Annotated in this window: 16 protein-coding genes and 1 tRNA gene; 11 read left to right on the top strand and 6 right to left on the bottom strand. The window is 69.6% G+C overall.

Annotated elements, in window-relative coordinates:
* Nucleotides 1-690, top strand: a 690-nt coding sequence (locus H565_RS15220; protein WP_157469014.1) for a transposase, incomplete at its 5' end; no start/stop codon positions are given.
* An 80-nt stretch (nt 691-770) separates the two neighbouring features.
* On the opposite strand, the gene H565_RS0111540 is transcribed toward H565_RS15220, so the two are convergent.
* Nucleotides 771-2,378, bottom strand: a complete 1,608-nt coding sequence (locus tag H565_RS0111540) for an ABC transporter ATP-binding protein (protein ID WP_027461173.1) — start codon at nt 2,376-2,378, stop codon at nt 771-773.
* A gap of 64 nt (nt 2,379-2,442) precedes the next feature.
* Between H565_RS0111540 and H565_RS0111535 the strand changes: the two genes are divergently transcribed.
* Nucleotides 2,443-3,243, top strand: coding sequence for a phosphatase PAP2 family protein (locus H565_RS0111535; protein WP_027461172.1), 801 nt, complete (start codon nt 2,443-2,445; stop codon nt 3,241-3,243).
* Nucleotides 3,244-3,336: 93 nt separating this feature from the next.
* On the opposite strand, the gene H565_RS0111530 is transcribed toward H565_RS0111535, so the two are convergent.
* Nucleotides 3,337-5,607: a RelA/SpoT family protein gene (locus tag H565_RS0111530; RefSeq protein WP_034409384.1), complete on the bottom strand. Its 2,271-nt coding sequence runs from the start codon at nt 5,605-5,607 to the stop codon at nt 3,337-3,339.
* A 388-nt stretch (nt 5,608-5,995) separates the two neighbouring features.
* On the opposite strand from H565_RS0111530, the gene H565_RS15215 reads away from it, so the two are divergent.
* The gene (locus H565_RS15215) at nt 5,996-6,688 is read left to right on the top strand and encodes a TetR/AcrR family transcriptional regulator (RefSeq protein WP_051363572.1); all 693 of its coding nucleotides are present in this window, start codon (nt 5,996-5,998) and stop codon (nt 6,686-6,688) included.
* Between the two features lie 21 nt (nt 6,689-6,709).
* Here the strand turns inward: H565_RS15215 and H565_RS16125 are convergent, their stop codons facing one another.
* Entirely contained in the window at nt 6,710-8,059 is a 1,350-nt protein-coding gene (locus H565_RS16125; protein WP_034409322.1) for a 3-oxoacid CoA-transferase, read from the bottom strand.
* A gap of 127 nt (nt 8,060-8,186) precedes the next feature.
* Entirely contained in the window at nt 8,187-9,473 is a 1,287-nt protein-coding gene (locus H565_RS0111515; protein ID WP_051363571.1) for a thiolase family protein, read from the bottom strand.
* A gap of 360 nt (nt 9,474-9,833) precedes the next feature.
* Between H565_RS0111515 and pgi the strand changes: the two genes are divergently transcribed.
* A complete protein-coding gene (gene pgi / locus H565_RS0111510) occupies nt 9,834-11,504 on the top strand; it encodes a glucose-6-phosphate isomerase (RefSeq protein WP_027461169.1) in 1,671 nt (556 codons plus the stop codon).
* A gap of 11 nt (nt 11,505-11,515) precedes the next feature.
* On the opposite strand, the gene H565_RS0111505 is transcribed toward pgi, so the two are convergent.
* Nucleotides 11,516-12,589 carry a GTP pyrophosphokinase gene (locus H565_RS0111505; RefSeq protein ID WP_027461168.1) on the bottom strand — a complete coding sequence of 358 codons (1,074 nt, stop codon included), beginning with the start codon at nt 12,587-12,589 and terminating at the stop codon, nt 11,516-11,518.
* A 66-nt stretch (nt 12,590-12,655) separates the two neighbouring features.
* On the opposite strand from H565_RS0111505, the gene H565_RS0111500 reads away from it, so the two are divergent.
* The 3 genes from H565_RS0111500 to H565_RS0111490 are packed head-to-tail and all read left to right on the top strand — an operon-like array spanning nt 12,656 to nt 14,824.
* Nucleotides 12,656-12,970: a hypothetical protein gene (locus tag H565_RS0111500; protein ID WP_027461167.1), complete on the top strand. Its 315-nt coding sequence runs from the start codon at nt 12,656-12,658 to the stop codon at nt 12,968-12,970.
* Nucleotides 12,967-14,427, top strand: a complete 1,461-nt coding sequence (gene pdxR, locus H565_RS0111495) for a MocR-like pyridoxine biosynthesis transcription factor PdxR (protein WP_051363570.1) — start codon at nt 12,967-12,969, stop codon at nt 14,425-14,427. The genes H565_RS0111500 and pdxR overlap by 4 nt, the downstream gene beginning before the upstream one ends.
* 19 nt (nt 14,428-14,446) lie before the next feature.
* On the top strand, nt 14,447-14,824 hold the full coding sequence (locus tag H565_RS0111490; protein ID WP_027461165.1) for a hypothetical protein: 378 nt from the start codon (nt 14,447-14,449) through the stop codon (nt 14,822-14,824).
* Between the two features lie 83 nt (nt 14,825-14,907).
* Here the strand turns inward: H565_RS0111490 and rpsT are convergent, their stop codons facing one another.
* The gene (gene rpsT / locus H565_RS0111485) at nt 14,908-15,183 is read right to left on the bottom strand and encodes a 30S ribosomal protein S20 (protein WP_027461164.1); all 276 of its coding nucleotides are present in this window, start codon (nt 15,181-15,183) and stop codon (nt 14,908-14,910) included.
* A 197-nt stretch (nt 15,184-15,380) separates the two neighbouring features.
* Here rpsT and H565_RS15205 point away from each other — a divergent pair, with 197 nt between their 5' ends.
* The 4 genes from H565_RS15205 (at nt 15,381) to H565_RS0111465 (ending at nt 17,806) form a co-directional block, all read left to right on the top strand.
* A complete protein-coding gene (locus tag H565_RS15205) occupies nt 15,381-15,893 on the top strand; it encodes a RecX family transcriptional regulator (RefSeq protein WP_245576219.1) in 513 nt (170 codons plus the stop codon).
* Nucleotides 15,894-15,980: 87 nt separating this feature from the next.
* Nucleotides 15,981-16,057, top strand: a tRNA-Pro gene (locus tag H565_RS0111475).
* Nucleotides 16,058-16,135: 78 nt separating this feature from the next.
* The gene (locus H565_RS0111470) at nt 16,136-16,846 is read left to right on the top strand and encodes a metallophosphoesterase (RefSeq protein WP_027461163.1); all 711 of its coding nucleotides are present in this window, start codon (nt 16,136-16,138) and stop codon (nt 16,844-16,846) included.
* Between the two features lie 57 nt (nt 16,847-16,903).
* Nucleotides 16,904-17,806 (top strand): hypothetical protein, encoded by a 903-nt coding sequence (locus H565_RS0111465; protein WP_027461162.1) that lies wholly within the window; start codon nt 16,904-16,906, stop codon nt 17,804-17,806.
* The last annotated feature ends 279 nt before the right edge of the window (nt 17,807-18,085 follow it).

The following is an 18,085-nucleotide window of genomic DNA, read 5'->3' as shown; positions in this document are numbered from 1 at the left end:
TGGCGTGGGAAAGCCACGTCATCTCCCTCAGACTTGGCCTTACGGCTCGTCCAGCAACTTCCCCCAACCATCCGTTCACGCGCCAAACAAGTCCATCTTCTCGCAGACGCCGGGTTTGGCAGCGCTGCCTTCATGTCAGGGGTTCGAGCGTTGGGACTGGACTTTACCGTGGGGATGCGGGCGGATCGGCTGACCGTGGACGGTCAGCGTCTCAAAGACATCACGGCGCAGCAGCGTTGCGTCTTCCTCCGGGGTCTGTCGGACCTGCCGCTGTGGCTGTACTGGGTCTGGCTTCCCGCCAAACAGGGAGAGCGGCAGGAACAACGCTTTCTCGTCTCCTCCAGGCAGAGGACACCCAGGACTGCACAACAAACAGGTCGACGCCGGTGGAAGATCGAGGCGTTGTTCAAGACCTTGAAGAGTCGTTTCGCTTTTGGGAACTTCGGCCAGAAGACCAAGCTGGGGGTTCTCCGCTACCTCTGTCTCAGCTTGGCCTGTTTTTTGCTCTGTCACTTCGAACATCTGGATCAGCTCGGATCAGGCCAAGCGGAGTCCGCTTGGCCTGACTGGGGCACCCTCGCTCGTCAGGTTCGCCAGAAATTCGTCGGCTGGGTGCCGCTTTTCGAGCTTGAAAGAGAGCGAGAGCAGATTTTAGTCGTCTGGGACGAGAACCAGCACTATGCCGCGTAAACTGAAAGATGTCAGTTCTTCCCTTACCGAAAGGGCCGCCTCCCACTCCGGAGGCGGCCCTTTTTCACGTCCCGCTGGATCTACATCCCCCGCTCGCCCACCGCCTGCGTGTGGCTGACCTCGCCGCTGCGGCCACTCGCGCCGCCGCTGCCGGTCATCAGCAATCCCAGGCCCGTTTCGGTGGCTTCGCTGGCGGGGACTTCGCCCACGATTTCGCCCTCGTACATGACCAGGATGCGGTCCGAGAGGTTCATCACCTCGCCGAGGTCGGCGCTGACGAGCAGCACGGCGAGGCCTTGGTCGCGGGCTTCGACGATGCGGGCGTGGATAAACTCGATGGCCCCGATGTCCACCCCGCGGGTGGGCTGGGAGGCGACCAGAATCTTGGGATTCTTGCGCATTTCGCGGGCCACGATGAGCTTTTGGGCGTTGCCCCCGGAATACTGCCCGGCCCGCAGAGAGGGGCTGCGGGGGCGCACATCGTACTGCTCGCTGAGGCGCTTGGCGTTTTCTTCGATGACGTCCAGCCGCAAGAAGCCCAACGGTCCGGCGAAGGGAGGGCGGTCGTGCTCGCCCAGGATGTAGTTCTCGGCGGTGGTCATGTCCAGCACCAGCCCGCGCTCGTTGCGGTCTTCGGGGATGTGCGAAAGACCGGACGCCCCGACCTCGCGCACGCCGTGTGCCCGGCGACCCAGGTACAGAATCTCGCCGCTCGCCACCGGAGTCAGGCCGGTAATCGCCTCGACGAGTTCGCTCTGGCCGTTGCCCTCCACGCCCGCGATGCCGACGATTTCGCCCGCGCGAACCTGAAAGGAGACATTCTTCACCGCATACCCGTGCTCGCCCGCCACGCTGACCCCGCGCACGTCGAGCGCAACCTCACCGGGCTGGGCGGGGGCCTTTTGCACCCGCAGGCTCACGTCACGACCCACCATCATCCGAGCGAGCGTCTCGGTGGTGGCCCCCTCGGCGGGGATGGTGCCAATCATCTTGCCATCGCGGATGACCGAGATGGTGTCCGAGATGTGCAGCACCTCGTGCAGCTTGTGGCTGATGAAGATGACGGCGTTGCCGCTCGCGGCGTACTGATTTTTCAGGAAGTCAAAGAGTTCCTCGGTTTCGCTGGGGGTGAGCACGGCGGTCGGCTCGTCCAGAATCAGGATGCGAGCACCCCGGTAGAGCGTCTTGAGAATCTCCACCTTCTGCTGAAGGCCGACCGGGAGGTCGCCGACAAGGGCGTCGGGGTTGAGGGCAAAGCCGAACTGCCGAATCAGCTCCGCGACCCGCCGCCGCGCCGCCGCGTAGTCGATGGCGCCGCCCACGGTCGGCTCGGCCCCCAGAATCACGTTCTCGGTGACGGTGAGGGTGTCGACCAGCATGAAGTGCTGAAAGACCATGCCGATGCCCCGCGCAATCGCCTGCGAGGGGTCGGTGAAGTGCACGACCTCGCCGTCGACGACGATTTCGCCGGAGGTGGGCGGCTGCGCCCCGTACACGATCTTCATCAGGGTGCTTTTGCCCGCGCCGTTTTCGCCGCACAGGGCGTGCACGCTGCCCCAGCGCACGCTCAGGGAGATGTTGTCGTTGGCGAGCACCAGGGGAAAGCGCTTGGTGATGCCGCGTAGCTCCAGCGCGAACTCGGAACGGTGCGCCGGACCAGCGGGCACCGGAGAGGGAGAAACCGTCATACCCCCAGTGTAGCGGCCCCGACCCCACCGCCCCGAAACGCGGAACCCGTCACAATGGTAGGGCATGGAACCCTTCTGGTTGGCCGTCACGAACCTGGGCCGTGACGAGGTCTTTATCGTCGTGCTCGCGCTGTACACCTGGCTGGTGAACCCCTGGGGCGGGCGGAATCTGGGCGTGGCTTTCGGGCTGTCCTATCTGGTGAACACGGCGCTGAAGTTCGGCTTCGACTTGCCGCGTCCCTATCAGGACGGCTCGGCGGTGGCAAGTGCGGCGGCGCAGGCGACCGGGCAAGGGCCGGGCCTCCCCAGCGGCCACAGCCAGATGAGTGCGACCCTGTGGGGCGGCATCGCCGCGCAGGTGGGGCGGCCCGGCCTGTGGTTGGCCGCCGCCCTCTTGGTCGGGCTGATTGCCCTCTCGCGGCTGGCCCTGAATGTGCACTACCCCAGCGACGTCCTGGTCGGGCTGGGGCTGGGGGCGGCCTTTGCCTGGCTCGCGGCGCAGGGGCACTTCGCGCAGCCGGGGGCCGCCCGCTGGGTGATTCCGGCGCTGTTGCTGGCAGTCACGCTTTTGTTGCCCGCCGGAACCCCCCGCGAGTACGCGGTCGCGCTGGGCCTCGCGGCAGGCTTCTGGTTCGTGCGCCCGACCTACCAACCGCCGAGGGACTGGACCGGGCGAGCGATGGTCGCCGGGCTGGGGCTTGTGCTGGTCTTTGCGGTGCACTTCGGGCTGGCGGCGGGGCTGGCGGGGCTGGGTGACCTCCCGCTCGTGCGGGCGCTGCGGTACGCGGTGCTGGTCTGGGTGGCGGCAGAGGGCGTGCCCCTCTTGCTGCGGCGCTGGCTGCGGCGGGAGCAAAGGGGTGTGTGACCACCCCTCCCCTGCCCCCTCACCCTGCTCCCCCCGTGGGAGCGGGGTGAACGATGTTCTTGCAAGCCCTGGTTTTCCGGTTTTTGCGGGGCCTCAGGCACTCGCCCGCCCGCGCCCCCCGTTTTTGCCCAGCCGCACCACGTTGGTGATGCCCGGCACCTGCCGAATCGCCCCGCGCACGGCCTCTAGGTCGGCCTGCCCGGTCACGGCCAGGCGCAGCAGGATGTGCGCGACGCCGTCAGCGCCCACGCCCGCTTCTATCTTCATCGGGCTGCGTTTTTCGGCGCTGAGGACGCCCAGCACGTCGGCGAGGAGGCCCTGGCGGTCGGGGGCCACCACGTCGAGGTCCACAATGGTGCCGCCCGGCGTACCCGAATCCCAGGAGGCGGCGACGCAGCGTTCGGGTTCATCCTTGAGGAGGCGAATCATGTTGGGGCAGTCGAGGCGGTGGATGCTGACCCCACGCCCCCGCGTCAGGTAGCCCATAATCTGGTCCCCCCGAATGGGCGTGCAGCAGTTGGCAAGCTTGGTGACGGTGCTTAGGCCCTCGACATACACGCCGCCGGGGGCGGGAGGCCGGGGCGCGGACGCGGCGCGGCGGGCCTGAGCATTGGCCTGTTCCTGGGCGAGGCTGGGCGAAAGCAGCCGCCCCACCACGCTGGGGGTCAGCTTGCCCGCGTGCAGGGCGAGGTAGAGGTCGTCGGGGTTGCGGGTGCCAAGCAGCTTTTGCGTGGCGTCCTCCAGGAGCTTGGTCCGCATCAGCTGGCGCACGGGCAGGTGACGCTTGCGTAAGTAGCGTTCAAGAAGGTCGTGGCCGCGCTCTAGAGCCTCATCACGCTCCTGCTGCCGGAAGTAATGGCGAATCTTGGCGCGGGCCGAGCGCGTGACCACGAAGTTCAGCCAGCCCTGGTTTGGCTTGCTGTTTTTGGCAGTCACGATTTCCACCATGTCGCCGTTTTGCAGCCGGTGCGAAAGGGGCACGATGGAGCCGTTCACCCGCGCCCCCACGGTCGTCTCGCCAATGCGGGTGTGGATGTGGTAGGCAAAGTCCACCGGGGTGCTGCCCGCCGGAAGGCTGATGGCCAGCCCCTTGGGCGTAAAGACCCGCACCCGCTGCGAGAGGATGTCGGTCTTGACAGCGTCCATATAGTCGGACGCGTCGTTAATCTCGTTTTGCAGCTCGCGCAGTTGGGCAATCCAGTTCTCGCGGTCGCGCTGGGCGAGCGAGCTGCCCTGCTTGTACATCCAGTGGGCGGCAACCCCATACTCGGCGACCTCGTGCATCCGCAAGCTGCGAATCTGCACCTCGATGGGCTGCCCGCTTTGGCTGATGACGGTCGTGTGCAGGCTCTGGTAGCCGTTGGGCTTCGGGACTGCGATGTAGTCCTTGAAGCGGCCCGGCAGCGGCGTCCACATCGAATGCACGATGGACACCGTGTGGTAACAGATGCGCTTTTCCCGCGTTTCTTCGGCCCGCTCGCGCCGCCCCTCATCGGTGCCGGGGGGCACTTGCAGCTCGCGGGGGGTCAGAATGACCCGGATGGCGAGGAGGTCAAAAATCTGCTCTAGGCTTTTGCCCTCCTTTTGCATCTTGTTGTGAATGCTCCAAAGGTGCTTGCTGCGGCCCGCGATGTCGATATGACTCACCCAGTCGGGCAGTTCGAGGTCATCTTCGAGGGCCGCCCGAAGCTGCGAGACCGCCTCCTCGATGAGCTGCTGGCGCTCTTCTTGCCGAGTTCGCAGCCGGGTTTGAAGGTAGGCGTAGGCGTCCGGCTGGAGGTACTGAAAGGCGAGGTCTTCGAGTTCCCACTTGATTTGCCCGATGCCGAGGCGGTGCGCGAGGGGCGCGAAAATCTCCATCGTCTCGCGGGCGATGCGGACCTGCTTTTCGGGCTTCATCGCGCCGAGGGTGCGCATGTTGTGCAGGCGGTCGGCGAGCTTAACGACGATGATGCGGATGTCCCCGGTCATGGCGACGAGCATCTGGCGCAGGTTTTCGGCCTGAATATCACGGCCCGTATCGCGGACTTCGGCCTGCTGGCTGCCCTGCTTGGAGAGCTTGGAAACCTTGGTTTCACCCTCCACAATGCGGCGCACGCCCTCCCCGAACTCGCGCTCGATGATTTCAAAGGTCACCCCGTCCACGTCCTCGACGGTGTCATGCAGCAGCCCGGCCATGATGGATTCGGTGTCCATGCCCAGCCGCGCCAGAATGACGGCGACCGCGACCGGGTGGGTGATGTACGGCTCACCACTCTTGCGCAGGACCCCGGCGTGGGCATCCCGCGCAAAAGCGTAGGCCCGCTCCACCCGCTCGCGGTCTTCGGGAGGACGCCCCGCGATGAGAGAGCGCAGCTCGGCCATACCGTGGTCGTCCGCGTCGGGGCCAGGGGGGGTCAGGGCGGGCGGCACCGGGCGCGGTTCGTCCGGGAGGCGGTCGCTCGTGCCGTTGTCGGGGGGAACCTGCACGCCCGGCAGGATAGTGCATCGGCCCCGGCCCGTTGGGAACCGCACGCCCAGAGGCCCGCCCCCTCCGGCCTCTGCTCCCCCCATTCCTGCCGATTTCTGAAGGCTCAGATGCCTTCTGGCCACCTTGCCGTCAGGCCCAGCACGCTACCCTAGGGGGCGTGAACCGGGTCCCGTTCCACCTCTTCCTTTCCGGGAGGGTCCTTTTCGGGAGGGTACCGGAAAGTTCTGTGTTCCACGGCACCCCCGCACTCTGTTACTCGCGCCGCTCGGTGGGAGAATCTCCATGAAAGTTGACCGCCACGAACAGGATGAGGCCCGGCGCGAGCGCATCGCGCGGGTGGCCTTTGAGCTGTTTGCGCGGGGCGGGCTGGAATCGGTGAGTGCTCAGGACATCGCCCGCGCCGCGTATGTCAGCCGCACCAACCTCTACCGTTACTTTCCCTCCAAGGTGCACATGCTGCTCGCCCACTTCGAAAAGGCGGTGCAGGCGAGCCGCGACGACGCCGTCGCCCGGCTGCGGGCCGGAGCGAGTCCGCAGCAGGTGTGGGCGCAGGTCACGGCGCGGATGGCAGACCTGGGGGTGCGCTACCGCCACCTCGCCTACGCGGTAGGACAGGCGGTGCTGGGGGCGCGGCAACCCGCGAGCGGCGCAGGGGGGGCCGACCGGGACGCGCTGCGCACGGCGGTCACGCTGGTCGCGCTCGTCGAACCCGTCCTGATTGCCCTGCGCGACCGGGGCATGCTGCGTGACGGGGTGGATACCCGGCTGGCGGGGGCGCTCCTGGTAGACGCCTGCCTCATCGCACTGCTGCACGGCGGGCACCGCGACCAGCGCGAGGTGTTGCGCGACTGGCAAGACCGCTTCAGCCTGATTCTGCATGGGGCGCTCGCGCCCGGCGTCAGCGTCGGCGAGGCGTTCGCACTCCCCACTTCTCCCAGGGCGGGCGAGGCAGAGACGCAGCAGCCGGAGCGGTAAGCTCGGCGCAGAGGATGAGGGTCAGCCCCCCAGCCGCTCCGCAAACCGCGCCGCCGTCGTCGCCCGGACCTCCTCCAGGGTGGCCCCCGGCATCAGCTCGGTCAGGGTGAGGGCACCGTCTACGAACTCGAAGACCGCCTTGTCGGTAATCACCATGTCCACCCGCCCCCGCGCCGTGAGGGGCAGGGTGCATTCGGGCACCAGCTTGGGTGCGCCCCCCGGCTCGGTGTGGGTCATGGTGACGATGAGGCGGCGGGCACCGCTCGCGAGGTCCATCGCGCCGCCCACCCCCAGCAGCGGCTTGCCGGGCACGGCCCAGTTCGCCAGGTTTCCGGCCTCGTCGACCTGGAGGCCACCCATCACAGCCACGTCCACGTGGCCGCCCCGAATCATGCCGAAGGAGGCCGCCGAGTCGAAGTAGCTCGCGCCGGGGAGGGCCGTCACCGGAATCTTGCCCGCGTTGACCGGGTAGTCCATCGCGCCACCGCCTTCGGGGGCTGGGCCGACGCCCAGCATGCCGTTTTCGGTGTGGAGGATGACCCCGTGCTCCGGGGTGATGAGGTCGGCGACGAGCGTGGGAATCCCGATGCCGAGGTTCACCACGTCGCCGGGACGCAGCTCCGCGAGGGCGCGGCGGGCCATGTGCAGCCGCAACTCGTCGACCTTCTTCGCGCCGCCCCGCACGTCCGCGCTGCTGCCCAGGTCCTCCGGAGTCAGGCTGGCCTGAACCAGGTAATCCACGTACAGCCCCGGCGTATGCACGTGTTCGGGCGGCAGGACGCCAACCTCGACGATTTCCTCGACCTCAGCAATCACCAGGTCGGCGGCGGTCGCCATCAGGGGGTTGAAGTTCCCCTCGGTGAGGCGGTACTGGAGGTTCCCCGCCCGGTCCGCCCGCCACGCCCGCAGGAGGGCCACGTCACCGCGCAGGGCGGGCACGAAGACCATCTCGCGGCCATTCAGGACCCGGACCTCCGCCCCCTGCGCGAGCACGGTCCCCGCCGCCGTCGGCGTGTAGAAGCCGCCGATTCCGGCTCCGCCCGCCCGCAGCGCCTCGGCGAGGGTGCCCTGGGGCAGCAGCTCAACCTCCAGCTCGCCCGCCTGGTACGCCCGCACCGCTTCGGGGTTGGAGGTGAAGTAGGACCCGATGGCCTTCCGGATTTGCCCATTGCGCAGCAGCCGCCCCCCGCTGAGGCCGGGTTCAGAGACGTTGTTGGCGACGTAGGTGAGGTCGCCCGTGCCCGTCTCCGCCAGGGCGTGCATCAGGTGAACCGGGTTGCCCGTCATCCCGAAGCCCCCGACGAGAAGGGTCTGGCCTGGCTTCACGAGGCGGGCGGCTTCCTCCAGCGAGAGGACGGGGACGGTCTTCACGCGGTCACCGTCCAGTCCGGGGTCAGGACGAGAGGGGAGCGCCCCGCCCCCTCCCTTCCCGGTGACCTTTCCATTCCTGCTCCCTGCGGTCGGGTTCCGGCCTTCCGGGGGAAGTCCTGCACCGGAATCACGCCTCCACCCGCTCAATCAGCGCCGCCTCGCCCTGGCCCACGCCCACGCAGAGGGTCGCCAGGCCAGAGCGCCCGCCCCGCCGCCGCAGCTCGTGCGTGAGGGTGGTCACCAGCCGCGCCCCGCTCATGCCCAGGGGGTGCCCCAGGGCGATGGCCCCGCCGTTCACGTTCACGCGGGCCGGGTCGAGGTTCAGCTCGCGGATGCAGGCGAGGGCCTGAGCCGCGAACGCCTCGTTGAGTTCCACGAGGTCCACGGCGGCCAAGTTCATGTCCAGCCGCTCCAGCAGCTTGCGGGTGGCGGGCACCGGGCCGAGGCCCATCACGCGGGGGTCCACGCCCGCCGACGCCGCGCCGACCCAGCGGGCGAGGGGCTGGAGGCCCAGCTCACGGGCCTTCGCCGCACTGGTCAGGACAAGGGCCGCCGCCCCGTCGTTGAGGCCCGACGCGTTCCCGGCGGTCACGCTGCCGCCCTTGCGGAAAGCGGGCTTCAGCCCCGCCAGCGTTTCCGCGTCGGTGGCGAGGGTGAAGGTGTCGCCGTCGCGCTTATATCGGGGGTGCTCATCGGTGTCAAAGACCGTCACCCCTTTTCGCCCCTTCACCTCGACGGGCACGATTTCCTCCCGGAAGGTGCCCGCGTTCAGGGCCGCGACCGCCCGGCGCTGCGACTCCAGGGCAAAGGCGTCCTGCGCCTCGCGGGTGATTTCGCCGCCCGCAATGCCCCCGGCGCGGCTGCGCTCGACGATGTTCTCGGCGGTTTCGCCCATCGCCTCCAGCGGAAAGAGAGCCTCCATCGCGGGGTTGGGAAAGCGCCAACCCAGGGTCGTGTCATAGGCGGTCACGTTGCCATTGGCGAAGGGTTGGCTGCCCTTGCCCATCACCAGGGGCGCACGGGTCATGCTCTCCACGCCGCCCGCGACATACACGTCGCCGTCGCCGTTGCGAATGGCGCGGGCCGCCGTGTTCACCGCCGAAAGGCCCGACGCGCACAGGCGGTTGACGGTCAGGCCCGCCACCGTGTCCGGCAGCCCGGCGAGGAGGGCGGCCATCCGCGCCACGTTGCGGTTGTCCTCGCCCGCCTGGTTCGCGCAGCCCAGGATGACCTCCTCGATGTGGTCGGGGGAGACACCCGCTCGCGCCACCGCCTCCCGAATCACATGTGCAGCGAGGTCGTCGGGGCGCACGCTGGAGAGCGAACCGCGAATCGCCCCGATGGGCGTACGAACGGCAGAGACGATGACCACGTCGCGGTCTTGGAGGGGCTGGGCTGGGGAGGCTGGAGACATGCGCGGACACTTCCTTTCGCAGAAGGACGGGAGAACGCTGGGAGAAGAATCGCCCGCCATTCAAGCGCGGGAGCCGGGCGGATTTCCAGCCGCCCCCGCGTGGCGACGCGGAAGAGCGCTTGTCACTTGCCAGGTCACACACCCTCCGTCCGAGCGAGCTGGTCTGGACGTCCCCTCCCCCGCGGAACTTGACCAGGCCCCCCAAGCTCTCGCCAGGTCCTCTCTGTTAACAGCTCTGCGAGTTCCACGAGGGGAAGGGGGTCAGACCATCAGGCGCTCTTCTGTCCAATGCCCTCAATCATTTGGAACCCGCCTGACTTCGTGGTCACTTCCAGAGGGGGCCGCTGGTATGCTCCCGCCATGAGCGACCCTGCTTCCCCCCGCCCGGCTCTCTCCAGGACGCAACTCCCCGCTTGGCAAGCGCTCGCGGCCCATCATGCCGAGGTCGCGGGGCTGCACCTGCGCGACCTCTTTGCCCAGGACCAGGGGCGGGGCGAGCGGCTGCGAGCTGAGGGCGCGGGGCTGTACCTCGACTACTCCAAGAACCGGGTGACCGAAAAGACGCTGCGCCTGCTGCTGGAGCTGGCGCGGGCGGTGGGCGTGGAGGAACGGCGCGACGCGATGTTCGCGGGCGAGCGGCTCAACCTGACCGAGGGACGTGCCGTGCTGCACACCGCGCTGCGGGCACCGCGGGACGCCGTGGTGAGAGTGGACGGCGAGAACGTGGTGCCCGCCGTTCACGAGGTACTGGACCGCATGGCCGCCTTTGCAGGGGCGGTGCGCTCTGGCGAGTGGCGCGGGGCGACGGGGCGGCCCATTCGCAATGTCGTCAATATCGGCATCGGCGGCTCGGACCTCGGCCCGGTGATGGCGTATGAGGCGCTGAGGTTCTATGCCGACCGGAACCTCACCCTGCGCTTCGTCTCCAACGTGGACGGCACCGACCTCGTGGAAAAGACCCGCGACCTCGACCCCCAGGAGACGCTGTTTATCGTCTCCTCCAAGACCTTTACCACCCAGGAGACGATGGCGAACGCGGCGAGTGCGCGGGCGTGGCTGCTCAGGGGGCTGGGGGATGAGGGGGCGGTCGCCCGGCACTTCGTCGCCGTCTCGACGAACGCCGAAGCGGTGCGGCGGTTCGGCATCGACCCCGCCCACATGTTCGGGTTCTGGGACTGGGTGGGGGGGCGTTACAGCCTAGGCAGTGCGATTGGCCTCTCGCTGATGATTGCGGTGGGGCCGGAGCAGTTCCGCGAGTTCCTGGCAGGCTTTCACGACATGGACGAGCACTTCCGCGCCGCGCCACTGGAGGCCAACCTGCCTGTGCTGCTGGGGCTGCTGGGGGTGTGGTACCGCAACTTCTTCGGGGCGCAGACGCACGCGGTGTTGCCCTATGACGCGTACCTCGCCTCTTTCCCGGCCTACCTCCAACAGCTCGACATGGAGAGCAACGGCAAGCACGTCACGCGGGAGGGCCGCGAGGTGGACTACGACACCGGCCCGGTCGTGTGGGGGCAGCCGGGCACGAACGGCCAGCACGCCTTTTACCAGCTCATCCACCAGGGCACCACGCTGATTCCCTGCGACTTCATCGCTTTTGCCCAGAGCCTCAACCCGCTGCCCACGGCGGGGGGGCCGACCCACCACGACCTCCTGACCGCCAACGTGTTCGCGCAGACCGAAGCGCTGGCGTTCGGCAAGACGCGCGAGGAGGTGCTCGCCGGGGGCGTCACGGAGGCGCTGGCCCCCCACCGCGTGTTTGAAGGCAACCGCCCGACCAATACGCTGCTCGCCGAGCGGCTCACCCCCCGCGTGCTGGGGGCGCTGATTGCCCTGTACGAGCACAAGGTCTTCGTGCAGGGCGTGGTCTGGGACGTGAACTCCTTTGATCAGTGGGGAGTGGAACTCGGCAAGGTGCTCGCCGGGCAAATCGTGCCGGAGCTGACGGCTGCGGAGGAGCCGGAGCTGCGGCACGATTCGAGCACGAACGCCCTGATTCGCTGGTACCGGGCGCGGCGAGCCGGGAGCTGACGCACAGCCACTCAGGCCCCCAGCGTCATCTCCCGCGCGTATACCGCCCGCACCGTGTCCGCCATCTGCGCCGCCGAGCCGCTGAGGTCAAGCAGCCTCACGACCTCGGCGGGGTCGGTGTCGGGGTGGGCGCAGGCCCGCAGCAGGCCGTAGTTCACGACGCACGAGCCGGGGCGCAGGCCGCCCGCCGGACGCCACAGCTCGCGCAGGTGCGGCAGCAGGGCGGCGGCGAAGCGCACGACGTCTTCCCCACCCCGCGCCAGTTCCTTTTGGAGGAGGCCCACCGAATGCACCCCCACGTAGTGCAGCAGGCTCGCCAGCCGCTGCGGGCGTTCGGGGTCGGGCCAGTCGGCGAGGAGGGGCACGCCGAGGGCGGCGGCGATGCGGGTGTCGAGGTCGCGGATGGGCGACGCGCCCAGCAGGTAGGTCATGCTGGGGGCATCGATAAAGACGCTGTCGGGGGTCTGGGCGACCCGGGCGGGCAGGGTGGCGGCGTAGTCGCGGCTGAGGCGGTCAATCGCCATGAACTCCTCGTCGGCCATCTCCAGCAGCCCGGCGAGGCGGTAAAAGCGGCGGCGGACCTCGCGGGGCACGGCCTCGCGGCTCTTGTAGCCCAGGTCGTGCTCGATTTCGGCCCAGGCGTGCTGGAGGATGGAGCGAATCTGCACCTCGTAGGTCAGGCCGGGCAGCTCCGGCACGAGGTCGGGTTCGGCCCGCAGCACGTAGTGCACGCCGAGGTACCCGAAGCGGTCGGGGTCGTGCATCCGCGACTTGTCGTTGGAGTTGGCCCAGTCGACGACGTGGTGTTCTTCCATCAGCCGGGCCACCACGTCCACGTCGCTGGCGAAGTAGGTGATGACCCGCACCCCCACGAGGTCGGTCACGTCCGCGAGCTGCGAGTAGCGCCCCGGCTTGCGCCGCAGCTTGTCCGCGAGGCTGGCGGGCTTCTTGACCCGCCCGGTCACGTGGTGAATCTTGAGGCCCTCTGCCGCGAGGAGCCGGGTCGTGTGGGCCACCACCGCGTCCCGCAACCGCTCGTACCCCGGCAGGGCGGCCTCGTAAGCCCGCAGCAGGTCGCTGTCCATGATGAGGGCCATGATAGGCGGCGGGCGTCACGGCGGGGGCTGACCTGAGGGGAGCATCATGCAGCCATGACCTCCCCCACCATCACTTTCGCAGCCCCTGGCCGCATCCCCTACCCCGGCGGCTGCGTGCTGGAACCCGGCCCCTACGCGCTGGATTACCTGCTGGGGTGGCGCACCGACGTGACCGTCGCAGGCAAGGTGCACCCCGACGCCCCCGTCTTTGCCCTGCTGCGCGAGGTGCGGGCGGACCCCGCCGCGCACGGGGTCACACGCGAGGACGCCGAAGCCGCCGCGAACCGTTTCTTGACGCTGGCGGGGCAGGCCCTCGCCGCCGAGGGGGGCGACCCGGCGTGGCTGGAACGGGAGTTCGCCCAGCCATGAGGGGGGAAGCCGGGCTGCCCGCCGAGTTGTCCCCGCCCCTGCCCGGCGAGGCGCTGCACGCACGGGTGGCCCGCACCCTGCGGGGGGTCATCGTGGCGGGCACCCTGCCGCAGGGGACCCGGCTGCCGGGGCACCGGGCGCTCGCTGCGCGGCTGGGGGTATCGCGCAACACTTTGGTGGACGCGCTGGCGCAACTGGAGGCCGAAGGCTACCTCCAGACCCGCCCCCGCAGCGGCACCCGCGTGGCCGTGCCCGCGCCGCCCCCGGCGGACGCGCCGCCCGCGCCCCTGCCCCTGAGCGCTTGGGCCACCCGCGCCCTGGCGGGGGCCGTGCCCGACGTGGGCGGCGACTACGCCGTCGACTTCCGGGTCGGCCAGCCCGTGCCGGAGCTGTACCCGGCGGGGGCGTGGGCGCAGGCCCTCGCCCGGCAGGCCCGCGCCGCCGAGCACGCCCCCCGCCCCCCCGACCCCGACGCCGAACTCGGCCCGCTGGAGACGCGCCGGGCGCTCGCGGCCTACCTCAATGCCGAGCGGGGTGCCCGCGTGACCCCCGACATGGTGATGCTGACGGGGGGCACCCAGGCTTCTCTAGACGCCCTCGCCCGCGTCTTTCTGGAAGAAGGGCGGGTGGCGGCCCTCGAAGACCCCACCTATCCCGGTGCCCGCGCCGCGCTGGGGGCGACGGGAGCGGCCCTCGTCCCGGTGCCGGTGGACGAACAGGGCCTGAATCCCGCCTTGCTGCCCACGCAGGCCACCCTGCTCTACCTCACGCCGGGGGCGCAGTATCCCACCACGGCGCTGCTGCCCGCCGCGCGGCAGGCAGAGGTGGTGGCCTGGGCGGCCCGCTGCGGGGCCTTTGTGCTGGAGGACGACTATGCCGCCGACCTGCACCACGGCGGGCGGCCCCCGGCGGCGATGCAGGGCCTCGCGCCAGAGCGGGTGCTGCTGTTGGGCAGCTTTTCCAAGAGCCTCGCGCCCGTCACCCGCAGCGGGTACCTCGTCGCCCCGCGCGAGGTCATCCGCGTGCTGGCGGGGACCCGGCCCCTCACCGACCGCGCCCCCGCCACGCTGGACGCTCGCGCCCTGGCCGACGTGCTGGCTTCGGGGGCCTATGCCCGGCACCTGCGGGGGGCCAGGCAAGCGATTCGCCACCGCCACGAGGTGCTGCTCGCGGCCCTGGCAGCAGGCTTACCCGGTTGGAGGGTCACCCCGGCGCGGGCCGGGCTGCACGTGCACCTCACCCTTCCCCCCGGCCTGAGCGAGCCTGAGGCCGTGGGGCGGGCTGCCGCCGCGGGCGTCGCGCTGACCCCCGCCGGGCCGCTCGCGCAACTGCCGCGCCCCCCCGCCGTCCTGCTCGCCTTCGCCCACCTTTCGCCGGAGCGGCTGCGGGCGGGCGTAACGCGACTGGCGCGGGCGCTGGCCCCAAACGCGAGAAACCCAACCGACATTCCCTCGTAAGCTGCCTTACACTGGCCAGGTGCGCCTCCTGCTGACCGCCCTGGCCGCCGCCCTGGCGCTGCTGTACGTGACCCTGGGCTTGCGCTTTGGCTACGTGACCCTCACGCCCACCTGGCTGCTCAATGCCCAGGGCCAGAACCGCTACGTGCTTCAGGTTTACGAGGAGGGCCAGCGCGTCGGCTACCGGGGCCGCTGCGAGGTGCAGAGCGGGCGGGCAGTGCTGCGGCTCCTCGGCCCTGATGGCCGCCAGCTCGCGGGCCGCACCTGCCAGAAGGTCGGCGACCGGCACGAGTGGACCCTGCACCTCGTGGGCGGCGGGCAACCGGGCCAGTATCAACTCGTGGTGGACTTTGAAGCCTACAGCGGACTGCTCGACCTCTCCGAGACGCGGCGGTAGGGCCGCACAGTCAAGCCAAGCCGAGCGAGACCAAACAGAAAAAACCGCCCCCACGCGGGAGGCGGTGTTTAGGGGAGAAACGCTTAAGCCTGCTGCGCGGCCTTGGCCCGGTTGATGGCCTTGGCCAGGCGGCTCTTCTTGCGGGCCGCGGCGTTCTTGTGCAGGGTGCTGCCCTTGGCGGCCTTGTCAATCAGGCTTTCGGCCTTGCTCTGGGCGGCGGCCACGTCCTCACCAGCGGCGGCAGCGGCGATGGCCTTTTTGGTAAAGGTCTTGATGGTGCTCTTGCGGCTGCGGTTAATCAGGCGGCGCTTGAGGCTCTGACGGTGACGCTTTTGGGCGGACTTGTGACGTAGGGCCATGAGGATTCTCCTTCTCCCGCGCTCTGGCGGGGCGGTTCCCGCCCGTGTGTCTCACGCGGGGAACACGATGCGCCGGGCCGCGGCGCTCCCAGCTCGCTGTCTTCGGCGGGGCCGGGGCCGCCCCACCCTGAGGATGGGGGCAACCTGGGGAGCTTAGCGCCCCCCGGCCCCCCGGCGCAAGCGGCATACTGACGGGCGTGACGGACCAGGCAGCACTCTTCCCGGACGCCGAACGGCAAAAGGCCAGAGACGACCTCCTGGCCTATGCCTTTCGGGCGCTCGCGGGCCGTGCCTTGACCGAGGCCGAGTTGCGGACCCGCCTCGCCCGCCGCACCGACGACCCCGCGCTCGCCGCCGAGGTTCTGGCCCGCGTGCAGGAGCTGGGCTACCAAAACGATGCCGGAGTCGCCCGCGCCGAGAATGCCCGCCGGGGAGTGGGCGGCTTCCGGGTTCGGCAGACCCTCAAGCGCCGGGGCATCTCCGAGGCCTTGATAGAAGAAACACTCGCCGCCCGCGACCCCGACCGGGAAGCCGCCGAAGCCCGCGAGCTGCTGGAGAAGCGCTGGCCGAGCCTCGCCCGCAAACGCGACCCCCGTGCCAGCGCCTACGCTTTCCTGGCCCGCCGGGGCTTCGGGGGGGCCGCCATCTGGGCCGCCATCCGCGAGGTCTCCCAAACCGAGCCGCCAGAGGACGCGGAACACGCGGAATAGGGAGCTGGCCGCCAGCAGCGGCGCTTGACACCCCTCCCCCCCCCACGTAAACTACCGGGCGCATCGAACCCGGTGCCGTGGTTGGAGCGGGGCGTAGCGCAGCCTGGTAGCGCACTTCGTTCGGGACGAAGGGGTCGGAGGTTCGAATCCTCTCGCCCCGACCACGTTTCAGGGCCTCCCCTCTCGCGGGAGGCTTTTTCTGTCTTGCTTCCCTCTCCCCCACCCCCTGTGAGCCTGCCCTCATGCGCGTGTACGCCATCGCCGACCTGCATCTTGCGTCCGTGACGCCCAAGCCGATGACGGTGTTTGGGCCGAACTGGGCGGGGCACCCGGAGGCGATTTTCCGGGAGTGGCGAGAGGTGGTGCGCGAAGGGGACCTCGTGCTGCTACCGGGCGACCTCTCGTGGGCGATGCACCTGGATGACGCCCTGGTCGACCTCGCGCCCGTGGCCGAGCTGCCGGGCACGAAGGTGCTGCTGCGCGGCAACCACGACTACTGGTGGCCGGGCATCGCGCGACTGCGGGCGGCCCTGCCGCCGGGCATGCTGGCCCTGCAACACGACGCCCTGCGGGTGGGCCGGGTCGTCGTGTGCGGCACCCGCGGCTGGCTCACACCGGGCTACGAGGAGCTGAGCGCCGATGACGACCGCCTGCTCCGCCGTGAGGCCGAGCGCCTGCGCCTGAGCACGGCGGCAGCGGCCCGGCTGCGGCAGCCCAGCGACACCCTGATTTTGATGCTGCACTATCCTCCCGCCAGTCCGCCCTACCCGCCCAATCCTCTGACCGAGGTGATTGAGGCGGCGCGGCCCGACCTCATCGTCTATGGGCACTTGCATGGGGTGCCTCCCGAACGGGCGCTGCGGCACTGGGCCGGGATTCCGGCACACCTCGTGGCCGCCGACGGGCTGAGATTCCGGCCCCGGCTGCTGCTGGAGGTTCCGGACGCCCCCTAGAGCGGCCCGCAGCCCAATCTTCCGTTTTCGCCGCTATGCTGGCCCCTGGAGGCATCTTTGCAGGACCTGGAGAAAGTTCAAGACCGCCTGGTCGCCGACCGCAAGGTCCGGGCGGTTGCCCAGGCGGGGAGCTACGGTACCGACGACGCTTGGGCCGGAAGCCAGCCCGTGTTGGTGACCTTCGAGCGTGGTCTGCTCTCGGCGCAGTCTGAGACGCGGGCGGGCGTGACCCTTCACCGCTACCCCTACGAGAAGCTCGAAGCGTGGCGCAACTGGGACTTGGCCCGCGAGGAAGCCCCAGTCGCGCTGCTGGCGACCAGCCGGGTGGTCTACGACCCCACCGGGCACTATGGCCGCATCCAGCGCACCCTCTGGACCCTGAATGAGGAGCGCCTCGCCGGGCACCGCGAGGACCTGCTGGGCCGCGCCGCCGAACGGCTGGACACCGCCCGCCGCACCCTGACTGGCCCCGGCCACGGCGTGCAGGAGCAACTGCTCGCGCTGGCCGAGGCCCGAACGGTGGCGGTCGAGTTGCTGTACCCGGCGCTGCTGACCCATATCCACGGCTGGCCAGAGTTCCCACTGCGGCTGCCCCACGCGTGGCGGGCCGCGGCGGGCCTGCACTTTCCCAAGGCGGTCTACCATCTTGATAGCCTCTACGGCTTCGGCGGCGAGGCAGAAGCCCGCCGGGTGCTGCTCGCTACCCGTGGCCTGGGCATGGTCGAGCACGAGAAGCGTGCCCGCACAGCATTTCAGGCCGGGTATTACGACGGCGCGGTGCGGTTGCTGCGCGACGAGGCCGCCCGGCTGCACCGCGCTGACCTGGAGCGCTGGAGCTACCTCAGCGGCCCGCGCCGCGACAAGCTGAGCACCCTGCTGGGTGTCACCGTCAGCCCCCTTGGTCCGGCAGCGCTCAGCTTGGCAGGTGAGCTGCTACAAGACGCGCGAGAAGGCCGGTAGGAGAGGAAGTCGCTTCACGCCCGTGGGGAACACCCCCGCCCAGGCGCTCGGCCAGGCGGTCGAGGCGGACCATCCCCACACCCGTGGGGAAAACCGGCGCGTAGGCCCGCTTAAAAGCGCGGGCAGCGGACCATCCCCACACCCGTGGGGAAAACTACTCGCGTTTCGTGACCTCCCCCCGCTCGTCCGGACCATCCCCACACCCGTGGGGAAAACCTCTACCGGCTGCGCTGGCGCATGTACCGCCGCGGACCATCCCCACGCCCGTGGGGAACACGC

Source organism: Deinococcus murrayi DSM 11303 (assembly GCF_000482805.1).
Lineage (GTDB): Bacteria > Deinococcota > Deinococci > Deinococcales > Deinococcaceae > Deinococcus > Deinococcus murrayi.
The sequence above is the reverse complement of the archived record's forward strand: the minus strand, read 5'-3'. Positions and strand labels throughout refer to the sequence as shown.

Coding starts and splice junctions, on each gene's coding strand:
- H565_RS0111505 (WP_027461168.1), bottom strand. CDS start 12,589: ATGGACAGCGACCTGCTGCGGGCTTACGAGGCCGCCCTGCCGGGGTAC.
- H565_RS0111530 (WP_034409384.1), bottom strand. CDS start 5,607: ATGGCCGAGCTGCGCTCTCTCATCGCGGGGCGTCCTCCCGAAGACCGC.
- pdxR (WP_051363570.1), top strand. CDS start 12,967: ATGAGGGGGGAAGCCGGGCTGCCCGCCGAGTTGTCCCCGCCCCTGCCC.
- H565_RS0111515 (WP_051363571.1), bottom strand. CDS start 9,473: ATGTCTCCAGCCTCCCCAGCCCAGCCCCTCCAAGACCGCGACGTGGTC.
- H565_RS0111535 (WP_027461172.1), top strand. CDS start 2,443: ATGGAACCCTTCTGGTTGGCCGTCACGAACCTGGGCCGTGACGAGGTC.
- H565_RS0111470 (WP_027461163.1), top strand. CDS start 16,136: ATGCGCGTGTACGCCATCGCCGACCTGCATCTTGCGTCCGTGACGCCC.
- pgi (WP_027461169.1), top strand. CDS start 9,834: ATGAGCGACCCTGCTTCCCCCCGCCCGGCTCTCTCCAGGACGCAACTC.
- H565_RS0111540 (WP_027461173.1), bottom strand. CDS start 2,378: ATGACGGTTTCTCCCTCTCCGGTGCCCGCTGGTCCGGCGCACCGTTCC.
- H565_RS0111500 (WP_027461167.1), top strand. CDS start 12,656: ATGACCTCCCCCACCATCACTTTCGCAGCCCCTGGCCGCATCCCCTAC.
- rpsT (WP_027461164.1), bottom strand. CDS start 15,183: ATGGCCCTACGTCACAAGTCCGCCCAAAAGCGTCACCGTCAGAGCCTC.
- H565_RS15215 (WP_051363572.1), top strand. CDS start 5,996: ATGAAAGTTGACCGCCACGAACAGGATGAGGCCCGGCGCGAGCGCATC.